Here is a 15105-nt window from a genome sequence, read left to right as displayed (position 1 = left end):
GGTGGCGATAACTTCATGATCGACGTGGTTCTGCCAGGAGACGGTAGGGAACGGTGGGGGAGGCGGCGGTGGGGGAGCGGTTGGCCGTGGTGAGCGGTGGGGGGACGGGGATCGGGCGGGCGGTGGCGGCAGGGTTGGCCGCCGACGGGCTCGACGTGCTGGTGGTGGGGCGGCGGGCGGCGGTGCTGGCCGCGGCGGCGGAGCGGATCTCGGCGGAGTGCGGGCGGGCCGGCGCGGTACGCGCCGTCGTCGCCGACCTGACCGACCCGGAGCAGGCGAACCTCGTCGTCGAGGCGGTGGGGGAGCGGGCGGTCGACGTGCTGGTCAACAACGCCGGGGGCTACCTCGGCGGGGACACCGGCACGCTGGCCGGGGTGGCGGCGCACTGGCGCGCCAACTTCGACGCCAACGTGCTCACCGCCGTGCTGCTGACCGAGGCACTGCGACCGGCGCTGCGCCGCCCCGGCGGTCGGGTGGTCCTGCTCAGCTCGATCGCCGCCCAGCGCGGCGGCGGCGGGGCGTACTCGGCCGCGAAGGCGGCGCTGCACGGCTGGGCGTACGACCTGGCCACCCAGCTCGGCCCGGAACAGGTCACGGTCAACGTGGTCAGCCCCGGCTACGTCGCCGACACCGAGTTCTTCGGCGACCGGATGACCCCCGAGGGGCACGCCAAGCGGGTCGCGGCCACCCTGGTCGGGCGGGCCGGCGAGCCGGACGACGTCGCCGCGGCGGTCCGCTACCTGGCCGGCCCCTCGGCCGGGTACGTCACCGGTCAGGTGCTCGGGGTCAACGGCGGGTCCGTGCTCGGCCGCTGACAGTGGACGACCGGGTGTCGCGGCCCCCCGTGCGGCCGCGACACCCGGTCGCTTCGTCGTCGATCAACCCATGAGCATCTCGTACGCCAGCTTCGGCGCCGGCTGCGCGGCGTTGCCGCTGGGCGCGGCGAGCTTCGGCGCCGAGCCGTAGTCGACGTACTTCACGACGTACGCCCAGGCCTTCGCCTTGCCGGCGGCCGGCACGTCCAGGGTGAGCGAGGCGAGGTTGCCGTCGGGGCCGACGACGGCCGTGAAGGGCACCTGCCGGGCCGCTTCGCCGAGCGCCGCCACCTCCTCCTCACCCACCGCCTCGGCCGCCTCGCTTCTGGTCAGGTCGACGACCCCGGCGTACGTCCGGTCGCTCTTCTCCTCCACCGTGGTGGCGGCCTCGATGATCGGCCCGGCGTTGCCGATGTCCACCCCCTCGTACGTCGGGGTGGTATCCGGATCGGTCAACCGGGCCCGGTCCAACTCCATCCAGCGGTTCGGCAGCTTGGGCAGCCCGGTGAGCCCCTCGGTGCCGGTGAACTTCACCTTCATCCAGATCCGCTCCTGGAGCACCAGGAACGACATCCGGGTGGTGAAGCCGTGCTCCGGGTCCTTCACCGCGGCGGTGAGGTCGATGCCCTTCGCCTCCGGGTCCACCACGCCCGACAGGTCCGAGGTGGCGTCCTTACCGCTGAACCGGAACGGGCCCTCCGTCCCGTCCGGGACGGCATCGAGGAGTGCCTCCTTCGGGCTGGTGCGGGGCTCGGCGGCCGGTTCGCTCTTCGGCCCGCAACCCCCGAGCAGGGTGGTCGCGGCCAGCACGGCGGCGACCGTGCCGACCGCTCGTCGGATCGTGCCGGCGCTGCCAGGTGCCTGTGTCATCGCACGTCTCTTTCTCGCTGCGTGGCTTCTGCCAGGGACGATGTTGCGGGCCGCCACGGCGGTTCGGCTGCCGCTATGCTGCCGTCCGGCTGCCGTGCACTGCCGTCCGGCAGCCGTGGGGGTGTCAGGAGCGGAAACTCGCATGTCAGGAACGCTGCGATTCGAGATCCTCGGGCCTCAGCGGGCCTGGTACGCCGACCGGCAGCTCAACCTGGGCCCCGGCAAGCAGCGCGCCGTGCTGGCCGTACTGCTGCTCTCCGCCGGTCGTCCGGTGTCCACCGGGCAGATCGTGGAGGCTGTCTGGCCGGAGGAGCCGCCGGCGAACGGCCCCAACGTGGTGCAGAAGTACGTCGCCGGGCTGCGCCGGGTGCTGGAACCGGACCGTTCCCCCCGTACGCCCGGGCAGGTGCTGAGCCTGACCGACGCCGGGTACCTGCTGCGGGTGGATCCGGAGGCCGTGGACGCGGTCCGCTTCGAGCGGGGCGTTCGGCGGGCCGAGCGGCACCGGGCCGCGGGACGTACCGCCGATGCGGCGGCGGAGCTGCGCGCGGCGCTGGAGCTGTGGCACGGTGAGCCGTTCGGCGGCCTCAGCGGGCCGGTGCTGGAGGCGGCCCGGCAGCGCCTGGTGGAGACTCGGGCCACCGCGCTGGAGACCTGGGCCGAGCTCGAGCTGGAGCAGGGCCGGCACCGGGAGCTGATCGGCGGCCTGGTGGAGCTGGTTGCCGAGTTCCCGGTCCGGGAGCGGCTGCGTTACCAGTACCTGCTGGCGCTGTACCGCAATGGGCGGCAGGCCGAGGCGCTCGCCGCGTACCGGGAGATCGACGACCTGCTCCGCGAGGAGTACGGCATCGAGCCGGGCGAGGCGCTCCAGGGACTGCACCGGCGGATCCTCCGTGCCGACCCGACCCTCGCCCCTACCGTCCCGTCCCCGCGCCCGGAGTCGCCGGACCCTACCGCCGCCGCCTCGGACCGCCCCGCCGGACCGCCTCCGGACACCGCCGAGCCGGCCCCGGGGTTGCCCGCGTCGACCACCACCATGCGTACCGCCGACGTTGCGGCGCCCCTGGTGCCGGCGCCGCCCGCCGGTCCGGCTGCCCGGCATCCGGCTGCTCCGGAACCGGCCGCCGCCGCACCGCCGATCGAACAGCCGCCCCCGCCGCTTCCGGTCCCACCGCCGGCCCCGCCGGCCCCGCGGCCCGCTCCGGCTCTGCCGTACGCGGCCGTCGCCCCGCCGCGGTACCCCGGACCGGGCGGCTTCCCCGCCGGCGCGCCCCCGATCCTGCCCGACCGGCCGCGGCGGGAACGTCACCCGCTACCGAGGTGGGTGAGCGCCACGGCCACGATCGCCGGCACCGTCCTGGTGTTGCTGTCGTTCGGGTTCGTGACCTGGCTGGTGATCCTCGGCTACGCGGTGCGGCGGCGCAGTTGGCGGCTCGGCCAGCTGGCCGTCGGCTACCTCGCCGCCGCGGCGCTGGTGGTGTACCTGATCGCCACCGACGATCCGACAACGGAGGTGCCGGTCGCGGAGGCCTTCTTCGGGCTCGGCCTGGTCACCCTGTGCTGGGTGGTGGGCGCCGCGCAGGTGGTGCTGCTGAACCGGTGGGTCTGGGGGAAGGTCACCGGCAGGCCCCTGGCGGTCCAGGCCCGCGACGAGGAGCAACGGCTGCGCCGCGAGCAGGCGCGTTACCTGGTGCATCACTACCCCACGGCCCGCCAGGAGTTCGCCATCGGTCGCCCGGACCTGCCCCGCGCCTTCGACGACGGCGGGCTGGTCGACGTCAACGCCGTACCCGACTCCGTGCTCGCCACGCTGCCGGGGCTCACCGACGCGCAACGCCGGCAGGTGGCGATGGAGCGGTGGCTGCGCGGGCCGTACGGGTCGATGGAGGAACTGGCGGCGCGGTGCCAGCTGCCGCTCGCGGTGACCGACGGGCTCCGCGACATCCTGCTCTTCCTCCCGCCCCCGAGCGACGTCGGATCGGGGGAGGCCGCGCCGGCCGAACCTCGATGACTGGCGGGGGTGTCAGCCGGGGCTGGTAGAAATGCCGGATGAGCCAGGATCGGGCGGCGGTACGGGAGCGGGCCGAGGCGGTGCTGCGCCGGCTGGCCGGCGAGCACGCCCGGCTCCGCGAGGACCAGTGGCGGGCGATCGAGGCGCTGGTGGTGGACCGGCGCCGGGTGCTGTGCGTCCAGCGCACCGGCTGGGGCAAGTCGGCGGTCTACTTCGTGGCCACCGCCCTGCTGCGGGAGCACGGCGAGCACGGGCCGACCGTGATCGTCTCGCCGCTGCTGGCGCTGATGCGCAACCAGGTGGAGTCGGCGGCCCGGGCGGGCATCCGGGCCCGCACCATCAACTCCGCCAACCTGGACGAGTGGGACGAGATCACCGCCGAGATCCACGCCGGCGCGGTGGATGTGCTGCTGATCAGCCCGGAACGGCTCAACAACCCGGACTTCCGGGACACCGTGCTGCCGAAGCTGGCCGCCACCACCGGGCTGCTGGTGGTGGACGAGGCGCATTGCGTCTCCGACTGGGGACACGACTTCCGGCCCGACTACCGCCGGCTGCGTACCTTCCTCGGCAACCTGCCCGAGCGCACTCCGGTGCTCGCCACCACCGCCACGGCCAACGAGCGGGTCACCGCCGACGTCGCCGAGCAGTTGGGCGACGCCCTGGTGCTGCGCGGCACCCTCGACCGCGAGTCGCTGCGGCTGGGGGTCCTGGACCTGCCCAGCCCGGCGCACCGGCTGGCCTGGCTCGCCGACCACCTGGACCGGCTCCCCGGCTCCGGGATCATCTACACCCTGACCGTGGCGGCGGCGGGGGAGACGGCCGAGTTCCTCCGCTCCCGCGGCTGGTCGGTGGCCTCCTACACCGGGCAGGCCGACGACGCCGACCGGCGGGCCGCCGAGCAGGACCTGCTGGACAACAAGATCAAGGCGCTGGTCGCCACCTCCGCGCTGGGCATGGGCTTCGACAAGCCGGACCTCGGGTTCGTGGTGCACCTCGGTGCGCCGCCCTCGCCGATCGCCTACTACCAGCAGGTCGGCCGGGCCGGCCGGGCCGTGGAGCACGCCGAGGTGCTGCTGCTGCCGGGTGTCGAGGACGCGGCCATCTGGCGCTACTTCGCCTCGCTCGCCTTCCCGCCGGAGGAGCAGGTCCGGGCGGTGCTCGGCGCGCTGCACACCGACCGGCCGCTCTCCACCCAGGCCCTCGAACCGATGGTCGACCTGCGCCGGGCCCGGCTGGAGCTGATGCTCAAGGTGCTCGACGTGGACGGCGCGGTCCGCCGGGTCCGCGGCGGCTGGCTGGCCACCGGCGAGCCCTGGGTCTACGACGAGGCCCGGTTGCGTCGCGTCGCCCAGGCGCGCACCGCCGAGCAGCAGGCCATGCGGGAGTACGTGACCACCTCCGGCTGCCGGATGCGCTACCTGCGGGAGTGCCTGGACGACGCCGGCGCGGGCGACTGCGGGCGGTGCGACCGCTGCGCCGCGCCCCTGTTCACGCCGGAGGTCTCCGACGCCGCGTTGACCGCCGCGCAGACCTTCCTCGGCCGCCCCGGCGTGGAGATCCCGCCGAAGAAGCTCTGGCCGACCGGGCTGGACGCGGTCGGCGTACCCCTCAAGGGGCGGATTCCCCCCGGCGAGCAGGCGCTGCCCGGGCGGGCCGTGGGACGCCTGTCGGACCTGGGCTGGGGTGGGCGGCTGCGCGGCCTGGTCGGCCCGGAGGCGGCGGACGGCCCGGTCCCCGACGACGTGGCGGCGGCGGTGGTGCAGGTGCTCAAGGCGTGGGCGCACGGCGACGACCCGTGGCCGCGCCGCCCGGCCGGCGTGGTCGCCGTCGGGTCCCGCACGCACCCCGCGCTGGTCGGCTCGCTGGCCGAGCGGATCGCCGCGGTGGGCCGGCTGCCGCTGCTCGGCCGGGTGGTCCCGACCGGCACCGCCGGGGCCGGCGGGCCGCGCGGCAACAGTGCCCAGCGGGTACGCGCGCTGCACGGCGCGTTCGCCGTGCCGGACGAGCTGGCCGACGCGCTGGCCGGACTGGACGGGCCGGTGCTGCTGGTGGACGACCTGGTCGACTCCGGCTGGACGCTGACCATGGTGGCCGGGCTGCTGCGCCGGGCCGGTGCCCCGGACGTGCTCCCCCTCGCCCTCGCCGTCGCCGGCTGAGGGGCCCCCGCGGTCGGCCAGGTCGACCCGGCGCACCGCAGTCGCCGCGGTTCCCGCTGGTCGTCGGCGGGTGCGGGCGGAAAGTTCCCGGCGCGGGTGGATTGCGACCGTCGCCACGCTGGGCGTCCGGACGGCGGACGGCAGCCGGGTCGGCGGTACCGTGGGCGGATGGCCGAGGGAACCGTCACGCACACCTATGCCGTCACCGGGATGACCTGCGAGCACTGCGTGCGCGCGGTCACCGAGGAGCTGTCCGCGCTGCCCGGCGTCGCCGAGGTGCGGGTCGACCTGGCCGCCGGCACCGCGACGGTGACCAGCACCGCGCCGCTGTCCGAGGCGTCGGTCCGGGCCGCCGTGGACGAGGCGGGGTACGAACTGGCCGTCGGCGGTGCCTGAGCACCCGCCCACCCTGCCGGTCCCGCCCGAGTCCGCCGACGGCGAGCGCTCCGGGGTGACCGACGCCCAGCCGGCGGCCGACGCGCGTCCGCCGGTGCGTGACGGGGACCCGGTCGAGGGCGGGCGGTCCGGCCCGGCCGACGCGCGCCCGGTGGGCGACGCGGGTCCGCCGGTGTTCGGGGTGCGTCCGGCCGACGACGAGCGGGCTGAGCTGATCGACGCACTCCCGACCGGTGCGGTCGGCGGGCAGCCGGTGGGGGCGGACCGGAGCACCCTGCGGCTGGCGCTGACCGTCGGCGGACTGGTGCTCGCGGTGCTGCTCGGCTTCGGCCTCGGCCGGGCCAACCCCGGCCCGAGCACGCCCTCGGCGACGAGCGCCGCCGCGGCCACCGTCGACCACCCCCACGCCCCCGGCACCGGCGCGCACGACCACGGCGCCGCCACCGACCAGGCCGCCGACAGCGGCGCGGGGGGTCTCTCGGTCAGCTCCGGCGGCTACACGCTCACCCCGTCGGCCGTGGAGTTCGGCGTCGGCCGGGCCGGCGAGTTCCGTTTCCAGGTACGCGACGAGCGGCGGCGGCCGGTCACCCGGTTCGGCGTCGTGCACGACAAGCCGCTGCACCTGGTCGTGGTGCGTCGGGACCTCAGCGGCTACCAGCACCTGCACCCGACGATGGCGCCCGACGGCACCTGGTCCGTACCGCTGACCCTCGGGCAGCCGGGCGTCTGGCGGGCGTACGCCGACTTCACCGCGGTCGCCGACGACGGCCGGCAGACGGCGGCGACCCTCGGGGTGGACCTGGTCGCGCCCGGCGGTTACGCCCCTCGGCCGCTGCCCGCCCCGGCCACCACCACGACCGTCGACGGCTTCTCGGTCGGGTACGAGGGCACGCCGGAGGTCGGCAAGGCCCTCCCGCTGCGCTTTACCGTCAGCGCCGGTGGCGCCCCCGCCGCGCTGGAACGCTACCTCGGTGCGTACGGCCACCTGGTCGCCCTCCGCGAGGGGGACCTGGGTTACCTGCACGTGCACCCGGTGGCGACGCCCGCGGGCGACACGGTCACCTTCTGGGTGACCGCCCCCGGGCCGGGCCGCTACCGGATGTACCTGGACTTCCAGGTGGCGGGCGTGGTGCGCACCGCCGAGTTCACCGTCACCGTGTCCTGACGACGACGACGACGACGGCGGCGGCCGGGTGGCCGGGGGATCGGTTGCTCAGCCGGCTCGGCGGACCGGCCGGCGGGCCAGGTAGCGGAGCAGGTCGCGGATGTGGTGCTTCTCCTCGGCCGGCACGCTCGGGTCGGCCAGCCGCTCCAGGATGACCCGCACGTCCGCCTCGACGGGGGAGTCGTCGACCCGGCGGCGCGGCGCGGGACCGGCGTCGGGCAGCCCGAGCGCCCGGAACGCCGCCGCGACGGGCAGGTCGAGGGCGGCGCAGAACCCGCGCACCTTGGCCAGCTCGGGATAGTCCTGCCAGTCGCCGGCGAGCCAGCGGAAGACGGTGGAGCGGCCGACCCCGGTGTGCGCCGCCAGGTCGCTCACCGTCCAGCCCCGCTCGTCGCGGGCGTCGTCGATGGCACGTCGCACGAAGCGTGCGAAGGCCATCTGCGGTGATACCTCTGCGGAACCCATTCCTGCGGGGTCTTCCCTTCCCGGCCGGAGCCCAGATTCGGTGCGCCCCCCCAGGGTAGTACGACAAGGCGTCGGAGCAGTCGACCGTTCGACCCGGGGGTCCCGCCGACAGGACCTCGGCGTCGGTGGGCGTCGCGTCCCGGCATTTGTGCCGGTGCCGTGTCCAGCGTCGATAGTCAGATATCAACTAAGCTCGACGTGCCGGCGCCACCAGCGACGTGGCGCTGACGAGCCCAGCGCACCGATGAGGAGCAGCATGGCCGACCCCGTCCTTCCGGTGCCGCACCGCCCGGGTGCGGTCAGTGTGTTCTTCGTGGCCAAGGCCGGCGTGTTCGCCCTCGGCTTCTGGATCTGGCTGCTGGTGCTGGTGCTGACCGGCGACGACGCCACCGGCGCGCACGTGCTGGCCGCCACCGGCGCGATCACCACCACCCTGGTCGGCGTGGTGCTGGGCATCCGGCTGGCGTTGCAGCACAGCGCCGCTGTCCGGCACGCCGAGTTGAAGCGGCTGCTGGTGGACATCTCCTGGAACGCCTTCGCCGCGGCCGGCAACGCCGAGACGTCGGGCAAGGTCGTCCCGTTCCGCACCGCAGCGGGCGAGGACGAGCGATCGTCGCGGGACCGGATCTCCGTGTTCGACCGGGCCCCGGGGGGCGAGCGGTCGGGGCGGAACCGGGGCGGCGATCGCCGTCGCTGATCCCGCCACCGCCGACCTCAGGCGGTCGGACGGGTGTCGGGGCCGGCCGGTCTCAGGCTGTCGGGCCGGCCTCGGTCAGCAGCGTCTCCAGGCGCGGGGTGATCCGCCACTGGTCGACCAGGTCCCGGTACTCGGCCCGCTGCGCCTGCGTCGGCGCGGTGCCGGTACGGCGGGCCCGGATCAGCAGGTTGCGCGGGGTGTGCCGGGAGTCGACGAACTCCACCACCTCGGCCCGGTAGCCGTGCAGCCGGAGCAGGCCGGCGCGCAGCGAGTCGGTGAGCACGTCGGCGAAGCGTTCCCGCAGGATGCCCTGCCGGGTCAGCAGCTCGTACGGCGCGGGAGCCGGGTGCGCGCGTAGCTGCGCGGCGATGTCGTGGTGGCAGCACGGGGCGGCGAGCACCCAGCGGGCGTCCCAGCGCACCGCGCGGGCCAGCGCCTCGTCGGTGGCGGTGTCGCAGGCGTGCAGCGCGAGCACCAGGTCGGGCGCGGGCTCGACCACCGCGTCGGCGATGGTGCCGGCCACGAAGGAGACCCGGTCGGCCCAGCCGAGCCGCTCGGCCAGCTCGGTGTTGCGCCGCCGCTGGTCCTCGCGGACGTCCACGCCGACCAGCTCGACGTCGAGGCCCCGCTGGGTCAGGTAGCGGTGCGCGGCGAAGGTCAGGTACGCGTTGCCGCAGCCCAGATCCACCACCCGCAGCGGGCCGGTCAGCTCGTCGGGGAGCGTGGCGGCGAGCGCGCGCAGGAACGCGTCGACCTGGCGGCGCTTGGCGGCCGAACCGCCGATCTCGGCGAAGATCGGGTCGCCCGGGTCGAGCAGGTACTCCTTGGCGCGGTCGTGACCACCCGGCTCGGCCTCCGGGCGGCTCGCCGCGGCCCGGTGCACCTGCGCCTCGCCGGACTTGGTCACCCGGAGCTGGAGCGTGGCGTCAGCGGTCTCCACGTGCCAGTTGCCGAACGGCTCGGCCAGCAGCGCGTCGACCGCCGCGCCGGCCTCCGCCCCCGGAGCCACGTTGCGGGTGTACGGCCGGGCGCCGTCGGAGGTGGAGATCTGCAACCGGGGGCCGGCCTTGAGCGCGACCGGGCGCAGCTCGGCCCGGACCACCGAGGGGCGCTGCCCACGGCGGCGACCGGCGGCGACCGCGCGGGTCAGCGCGGGGTCGAGCAGCAGGGCCCGGACCTCGGTCAGGGCGGCGTCCAACGGTTCCGGCATTCCACCATCTTCCTTCCTGGTCCGGGCCGCCCGTCGGCAGGCCACCGCATGGTGCCGTGCGTCGCTCGTCCGCCCCGCCGGACACCGGTCCCCGGCGCGTCGACCGACACCGGAGCACCCGGTGCGGACGCTTTGCTCTGCTGCCTGGACGGCAACACCGCAGGCGGTTTTGTGTTGCGATCGAGGCAGCAGAGCAAAGCCTGCGGGCAAGCGGCCTGGGGACGGACGCCAGGTCGGAGTCTGGTCCGCGGCTTGACGTCGCGGTGTCATCGGGCCGAGTCGGGGCGCTGACCGGTGGCGCGCTGCCGCGCTCGCTCCGGCCTGCGGCATCTGGCCCCCGACCGGCGGCAATTCGCTGTCGGCTGCGGTGGCCACGACGACTGCCCGGTCGACGTCAGGAGCCCCACCGGAGAACGGTCGAGCACCGGAAAAGGGGACGTCCCCCGCACCGGTGAACGGTGCGGGGGATGTCGGGTGTCGCAGCGGTCAGTCGGCGATCGCCTCGGCCGGGGTACCGGCACCGGAGCCGCCACGGCGGCGCCGGCGACGGCGCGGCTTCGACGACTCGCCCTCGGCGGCGGCCACGGCCGGCTCCGGGGAGCCGGCGTCGGTGGCGACCGCCGCAGTCGACTCGCCCGCGACCGCCGCGGTCGACTCACCCGCGACCGCCTCGCCGGCCCGGCGGCGACGCCGGCGGCGGGGGGTGCGGGTGCCTTCCTCGGCGGCGGCGTCGGCCGGCGCATCGGCGTCCGGCGTGCCGGCGTCGGAGTGACCGCCGCGTCGGCGCTCGCCCCGGCCCCGGCTCTCGCCCCGGCTGTCGCCCCGGCTGTCGCCGCGCCGGGAGCCCCGGCCGCTCTCGCCACGCCGCGGCCGGCCGCCCAGGTCCTCCTCGACCTCCGCGGAGAGCCCGGCGCGGGTCCGCTCGGCGGTCGGCAGGGTGCCGGTGATCTCGGTGGAGATGCCGAGGTCGGTGTAGAGGTGCGGAGAGGTGTGGTACGTCTCCGGCGGCTCCGGCATCTCCAGGCCGAGCGTCTTGTCGATGATCCGCCAGCGGGGCATGTCGTCCCAGTCGACGAAGGTCACCGCGACGCCCGTGGCCCCGGCCCGGCCGGTACGACCGATCCGGTGGGTGTAGGTGTCCTGGTCCTCGGGGCAGTCGTAGTTGATGACGTGGGTGACGCCACTGACGTCGATGCCCCGGGCCGCCACGTCGGTGGCGACCAGAGTGTCGATCTTCCCGGCGCGGAACGCCCGCAGCGCCCGCTCACGGGCACCCTGGCCGAGGTCGCCGTGGACGGCGGCCACGGCGAAGCCGCGGAAGTCGAGATCCTCGGCGACCCGGTCGGCGGCCCGCTTGGTGCGGGTGAAGATCATGGTCAGCCCGCGCCCCTCGGCCTGGAGGATCCGGGCCACGATCTCGACCTTGTTCATCGAGTGGGTGCGGTAGGCCAGCTGCTGGGTCTGCGGCGACGGGCCGGTCTCGGCGGTGTGCCCGGCGTGGATCGTCATCGGACGGCGCAGGAAGCGCCGGGAGAGCGTGACGATCGGGTCCGGCATGGTGGCCGAGAAGAGCATGGTCTGCCGGTCCTCCGGCAGCATCGCCAGGATCTTCTCGACGTCGTCAAGGAAGCCCAGGTCGAGCATCCGGTCGGCCTCGTCGAGGACCAGCGCACGCACCCGGTCGAGCCGCAGGTGCTTCTGCTTCTGCAGGTCCATCAGCCGGCCGGGCGTGCCGACCAGGATCTCCACGCCCTTGCGCAGCGCGTCGATCTGCGGCTCGTACGCCACGCCGCCGTAGATCGGCAGCACCCGGATGCCCCGGGTCCGGCCTGCGGCGGCGAGGTCCTTGGCGACCTGGATGCCCAGCTCGCGGGTGGGTACGACGACCAGGGCCTGCGGCACGCCGTCGCTGCCCTCGCCCGGCGCGAAGACCCGCTCCAGCAGCGGTACGCCGAAGCCGAGGGTCTTGCCGGTGCCGGTCGGCGCCTGGCCGATCATGTCGGTGCCGCGCAGCGCGATCGGGATCGCGTACTCCTGGATCGCGAAGGCGCGGGTGATGCCCGCCGCGGCCAGGGCCTCGACGGTCTCGGGCCGCGCACCGAGCGCGGCGAAGGTGGGAGCCTCCGGACGGACCGGGGCGGTGGGGGCCAGTTCGTGGCCACCCAGCTCTTCGAGAATCTGTTCGCTCATCTGGATCTGGGGGTGCCCTCTCGTGGTGCGCCCCGTCTTGTCCTCAGGGCGCGTTCGGTATGGCGCGGGCCACGCGGTCGGGGGCGGAATTCGCCGAGCCGGACCGGGCCGCACGCGCGCCGCAGGCAGGACTTCGATCAGATCGGCGCCCGCGGCAACTGCTCCATACTACCCGAGCGGCTCTGCGCGCGTCCCGGAGCGCGGTGACCGGGTCTCCTCCGGGGGTGCCAATTGTGACCTGCGCCACTGTTCCGGGGTCTCGGTGTGCCGGTTTGGGCGGTACCCTGCGCTCGTGTCCGCCCCGACAACACCCGAGGCCGTGGTCGACCTGCTCGGCCTGGTCGCCTACGGCGAGCTGCTCGCCTTCGACCGGATGGCCGCCGACGCCCGGCTCGCCCCCGACCTGCGCCGCCGGGCCGCGCTGAGCGAGATGGCCGCCGCCGAGATCGGCAACTACCGGCGCCTCTCGGACTGGCTCACCGCCCTCGGGGCGACGCCTGACGACGTGATGGCCCCGTACGTGGGGCCCTTGCAGGCGTACCACGACTCCACCGAACCGAAGGACTGGCTGGAGGCGGTGACGAAGGCGTACGTCGGGGACGCCATCACCGACGACTTCCTCGGCGAGATCGCCGACCGGCTGGACGAGCCGTACCGGCGGCTGGTGCGCGACGTGCTGCACGAATCCCGGTACGCCGACTTCGCCGCCGCCGAGATCCGGGCCGCGATCGAGACCGACCCCCGGGTGGCGAACCGGCTCTCCATGTGGGCGCGGCGCCTGGTGGGTGAGGCGCTGTCCCAGGCGGGGCGGGTCGCGGCGGCGGACCGGGGCGCGCTGACCGCGCTGATCGCGCGGGACGGCACGGACGTGCCGGCGACGTTCCGCCGGCTCACCGCCAACCACACCGCCCGGATGGCCGCCGTCGGGCTGAACAACTGATCCGCCCGGTCGGGCCCGGCCCGCGGCGGGCGCACCCGCCGCGGTGGCCGGACCGGATCAGCGGACGGTGAACCCGACCGCCCGCGGGGACGCCTCGGCGATCTCGACGTAGGCGACCTTGTTGACCGGCACGATGACCCGCCGGCCCTTCTCGTCGGTCAGGGACAGCGTCCCCTCGTCCTTGCCGAAGGCCTCGGTCACGATCTGCTCGATCTCGGCCGGCGACTGCGCGCTCTCCAGAACCAGCTCGCGCGGCGCGTACTGCACGCCGATCTTGACCTCCACTGTGCCTCCTCAGGTGGGCGAAAGAGCCGCCGATGGGAAGGCTATCCGATCTCGGGGCCGGATGTTCAGGCTGACTCACCTTGCAGCGGGAAGCTCGCGATCCCACGCCAGGACAGCGCCGCGACCAGCGCCTCCGCCTCCGCCTTGGGCACCTGGCGACCGCCGGCCAGCCAGAACTGGGCAGCGGTCTCGGCCGCACCGACCAGACCGGAGGCGAGCAGTTCGGCGTGCGCCCGGCTGACGCCGGTGTCCGAGATGATGGTGTCGGTGATCGCCGCGATGGCGCCCTGCTCCACCCGCTCGACGCGCTGCCGCACCGCCGGGTCGTTGCGCAGGTCCGACTCGAAGACGAGACGGAACGCCTCGCTCTCGTGGTCGACGAAGTCGAAGTACGCCCGGACCGAGGCCCCGACCCGCTCCTTGTTGTCGGTGGTACCGCGCATCGCGTCGTGCACCTTGGCGACCATGGCGTCACAGTGCGTGTCGAGCAGCGCCAGGTAGAGCTCCATCTTGCCGGGAAAGTGCTGGTAGAGCACCGGCTTGGAGACCCCCGCCCGCTCGGCGATGTCGTCCATCGCGGCGGCGTGGTAACCCTGCGCGACGAACACCTCCTGCGCCGCCGCGAGCAGCTGCTTACGTCGCGCCGAGCGGGGCAGCCTGGTGGGCCGGCCGGCGGTCTGCGCACCGTTCCCCACAGCGGTCATGGGAACCTCCGAGTTTCTTCGTACGAGCCGGCACTTTTACCCCGTACCGGTCAGGGGCATGTTCCCCGGTCCCGGAATTGGCCCGCCGCTGTAACTTATCGCCACTGTCACCACACGGTAGCCTCAGCGGGGGCGACCAAGGAGCGCGCGGTGAGTGAAACAGGGCAACCCGGTGCCGCCACCCCGGGAGAGCACGGTGACGGGACGGGTCAGCAGGACGACCTGGCCCGTTCCGTCAGCGGGTGGGCACCCCCGGCGACCGGGTGGTCCGGCGGGGCCGACGCCCCCGCGTACCGGGACACCGCCGCCCCCTGGCACCGGCCCGACCCGGCAACCGGCTGGGACGCCTCCTCCCCGCGCCACGGCGACCTGCCCGCGCCGCTGACCGACCCCGAGCCCGACCCCGCGCCGCGTAACGGACGCGCCCACCTCAACGGCGTCGGCCACCCCGGCGACGAGCCGCGCGGCCGACCGTCCCCGGTGAGCGCCCCGCCCGCCGACGCCCCCCGCTTCGGCGCCGACCTGCGGCGGGACGCCGACGGCGACCGACTGGTCGTACCGGCGCAGCGGCCGGCGCCCTCGCCCGAGCAGCAGTCCGGATCGGCCGACCCGGACGCCGCCGCGTGGCACTCCTCGGAGGAGCCGCCGCGGCTCAGCCGCTGGGCGGACGGGGGCCTGCCCACGTCCGCGCCACCGGCCGTGCAGGTCCCGCCGGTCGGCACCGCCGCCTCCGGCTTCGAGGTGCCCCCGGGCTTCCACGCGCCCCGGCCGGACCGAGGACAGCCCGACCGGGCCGAGGCCGACGAGTTCCCGCCCGACGTGTCCCGCGCCCGGGCCGACCGTCCCCACCCCGGCTCCGCAGACGAGTCGACCGGGGCCCGCGGCGGCGACGAGGCGGCCGCCGGGCGCGGCGAGCCGGACCCGCACGCCGAGCAGCCCTACGCCGGTCACCGGCCCGCCGACGAACCGGACTGGTCCGGCCCGAGCTGGAACCGGCCGAGCTGGGGCGGCGGCTGGGCGCCGCCGTGGGCCCGCGAGGACGAGCCGCCGACGAGCCGCCGGTCCCGGTCCGACCGGACCCCGGAGTGGTCGGCCGAGCCCGCCCGGCCGTACGAACCGGTGCGCGCCGAGCCGGCCCGGCCGTACGAGCCGGTCCGGGCCGAACCCGCCCGCCCCTACGAGCCGATGCGGTCCGAGG

General features: G+C 75.1%; 13 protein-coding genes and 1 pseudogene. 8 read left to right on the top strand and 6 right to left on the bottom strand.

What is annotated here, in order from left to right; translation table 11 throughout:
* Nucleotides 1-68: 68 nt before the first annotated feature.
* Complete coding sequence (locus tag KBX37_RS15005) at nucleotides 69-815, top strand: SDR family NAD(P)-dependent oxidoreductase (protein ID WP_210776514.1); 747 nt, start codon at nucleotides 69-71, stop codon at nucleotides 813-815.
* 63 nt (nucleotides 816-878) lie between these two features.
* Here the strand turns inward: KBX37_RS15005 and KBX37_RS15000 are convergent, their stop codons facing one another.
* A complete protein-coding gene (locus tag KBX37_RS15000) occupies nucleotides 879-1685 on the bottom strand; it encodes a hypothetical protein (RefSeq protein ID WP_210776513.1) in 807 nt (268 codons plus the stop codon).
* 142 nt (nucleotides 1686-1827) lie between these two features.
* On the opposite strand from KBX37_RS15000, the gene KBX37_RS14995 reads away from it, so the two are divergent.
* The 4 genes from KBX37_RS14995 to KBX37_RS14980 all read left to right on the top strand — a co-directional run bounded on the left by KBX37_RS14995 (nucleotide 1828) and on the right by KBX37_RS14980 (nucleotide 7416).
* Nucleotides 1828-3696: an AfsR/SARP family transcriptional regulator gene (locus KBX37_RS14995; RefSeq protein WP_210776511.1), complete on the top strand. Its 1869-nt coding sequence runs from the start codon at nucleotides 1828-1830 to the stop codon at nucleotides 3694-3696.
* 38 nt (nucleotides 3697-3734) lie between these two features.
* Nucleotides 3735-5855 carry a RecQ family ATP-dependent DNA helicase gene (locus KBX37_RS14990; protein ID WP_210776510.1) on the top strand — a complete coding sequence of 707 codons (2121 nt, stop codon included), beginning with the start codon at nucleotides 3735-3737 and terminating at the stop codon, nucleotides 5853-5855.
* A gap of 168 nt (nucleotides 5856-6023) precedes the next feature.
* Nucleotides 6024-6251 carry a heavy-metal-associated domain-containing protein gene (locus tag KBX37_RS14985; RefSeq protein ID WP_210776509.1) on the top strand — a complete coding sequence of 76 codons (228 nt, stop codon included), beginning with the start codon at nucleotides 6024-6026 and terminating at the stop codon, nucleotides 6249-6251.
* Nucleotides 6244-7416: a hypothetical protein gene (locus KBX37_RS14980; protein ID WP_307849080.1), complete on the top strand. Its 1173-nt coding sequence runs from the start codon at nucleotides 6244-6246 to the stop codon at nucleotides 7414-7416. Before KBX37_RS14985 ends, KBX37_RS14980 begins: the two co-directional genes overlap by 8 nt.
* A 48-nt stretch (nucleotides 7417-7464) precedes the next feature.
* On the opposite strand, the gene KBX37_RS14975 is transcribed toward KBX37_RS14980, so the two are convergent.
* On the bottom strand, nucleotides 7465-7881 hold the full coding sequence (locus KBX37_RS14975; RefSeq protein WP_210776508.1) for a helix-turn-helix domain-containing protein: 417 nt from the start codon (nucleotides 7879-7881) through the stop codon (nucleotides 7465-7467).
* A gap of 256 nt (nucleotides 7882-8137) precedes the next feature.
* Here KBX37_RS14975 and KBX37_RS14970 point away from each other — a divergent pair, with 256 nt between their 5' ends.
* Complete coding sequence (locus tag KBX37_RS14970; RefSeq protein WP_210776507.1) at nucleotides 8138-8578, top strand: hypothetical protein; 441 nt, start codon at nucleotides 8138-8140, stop codon at nucleotides 8576-8578.
* Nucleotides 8579-8630: 52 nt separating this feature from the next.
* Here KBX37_RS14970 and KBX37_RS14965 read toward each other — a convergent pair whose 3' ends face one another.
* Both KBX37_RS14965 and KBX37_RS14960 read right to left on the bottom strand, forming a co-directional pair.
* Nucleotides 8631-9788 (bottom strand): SAM-dependent methyltransferase, encoded by a 1158-nt coding sequence (locus KBX37_RS14965; protein ID WP_210776506.1) that lies wholly within the window; start codon nucleotides 9786-9788, stop codon nucleotides 8631-8633.
* Between the two features lie 486 nt (nucleotides 9789-10274).
* Nucleotides 10275-11978 (bottom strand): DEAD/DEAH box helicase, encoded by a 1704-nt coding sequence (locus KBX37_RS14960; RefSeq protein ID WP_210776505.1) that lies wholly within the window; start codon nucleotides 11976-11978, stop codon nucleotides 10275-10277.
* Nucleotides 11979-12270: 292 nt separating this feature from the next.
* Here KBX37_RS14960 and KBX37_RS14955 point away from each other — a divergent pair, with 292 nt between their 5' ends.
* The gene (locus KBX37_RS14955; protein WP_210776504.1) at nucleotides 12271-12918 is read left to right on the top strand and encodes a ferritin-like fold-containing protein; all 648 of its coding nucleotides are present in this window, start codon (nucleotides 12271-12273) and stop codon (nucleotides 12916-12918) included.
* 57 nt (nucleotides 12919-12975) lie between these two features.
* Here the strand turns inward: KBX37_RS14955 and KBX37_RS14950 are convergent, their stop codons facing one another.
* Together KBX37_RS14950 and KBX37_RS14945 are read right to left on the bottom strand one after the other, a co-directional pair.
* Nucleotides 12976-13203: a DUF3107 domain-containing protein gene (locus KBX37_RS14950; protein WP_151456946.1), complete on the bottom strand. Its 228-nt coding sequence runs from the start codon at nucleotides 13201-13203 to the stop codon at nucleotides 12976-12978.
* 65 nt (nucleotides 13204-13268) lie between these two features.
* On the bottom strand, nucleotides 13269-13907 hold the full coding sequence (locus KBX37_RS14945; protein ID WP_210776503.1) for a TetR/AcrR family transcriptional regulator: 639 nt from the start codon (nucleotides 13905-13907) through the stop codon (nucleotides 13269-13271).
* Nucleotides 13908-14057: 150 nt separating this feature from the next.
* Here KBX37_RS14945 and KBX37_RS14940 point away from each other — a divergent pair.
* Nucleotides 14058-15105, top strand: a pseudogene (locus tag KBX37_RS14940) (hypothetical protein); the annotation flags it as partial.

Origin of the sequence: Micromonospora sp. U56 (genome assembly GCF_018070095.1) — a bacterium.
GTDB lineage: Bacteria > Actinomycetota > Actinomycetes > Mycobacteriales > Micromonosporaceae > Micromonospora > Micromonospora purpureochromogenes.
This window is presented reverse-complemented; position numbering and strand designations above follow the sequence as displayed.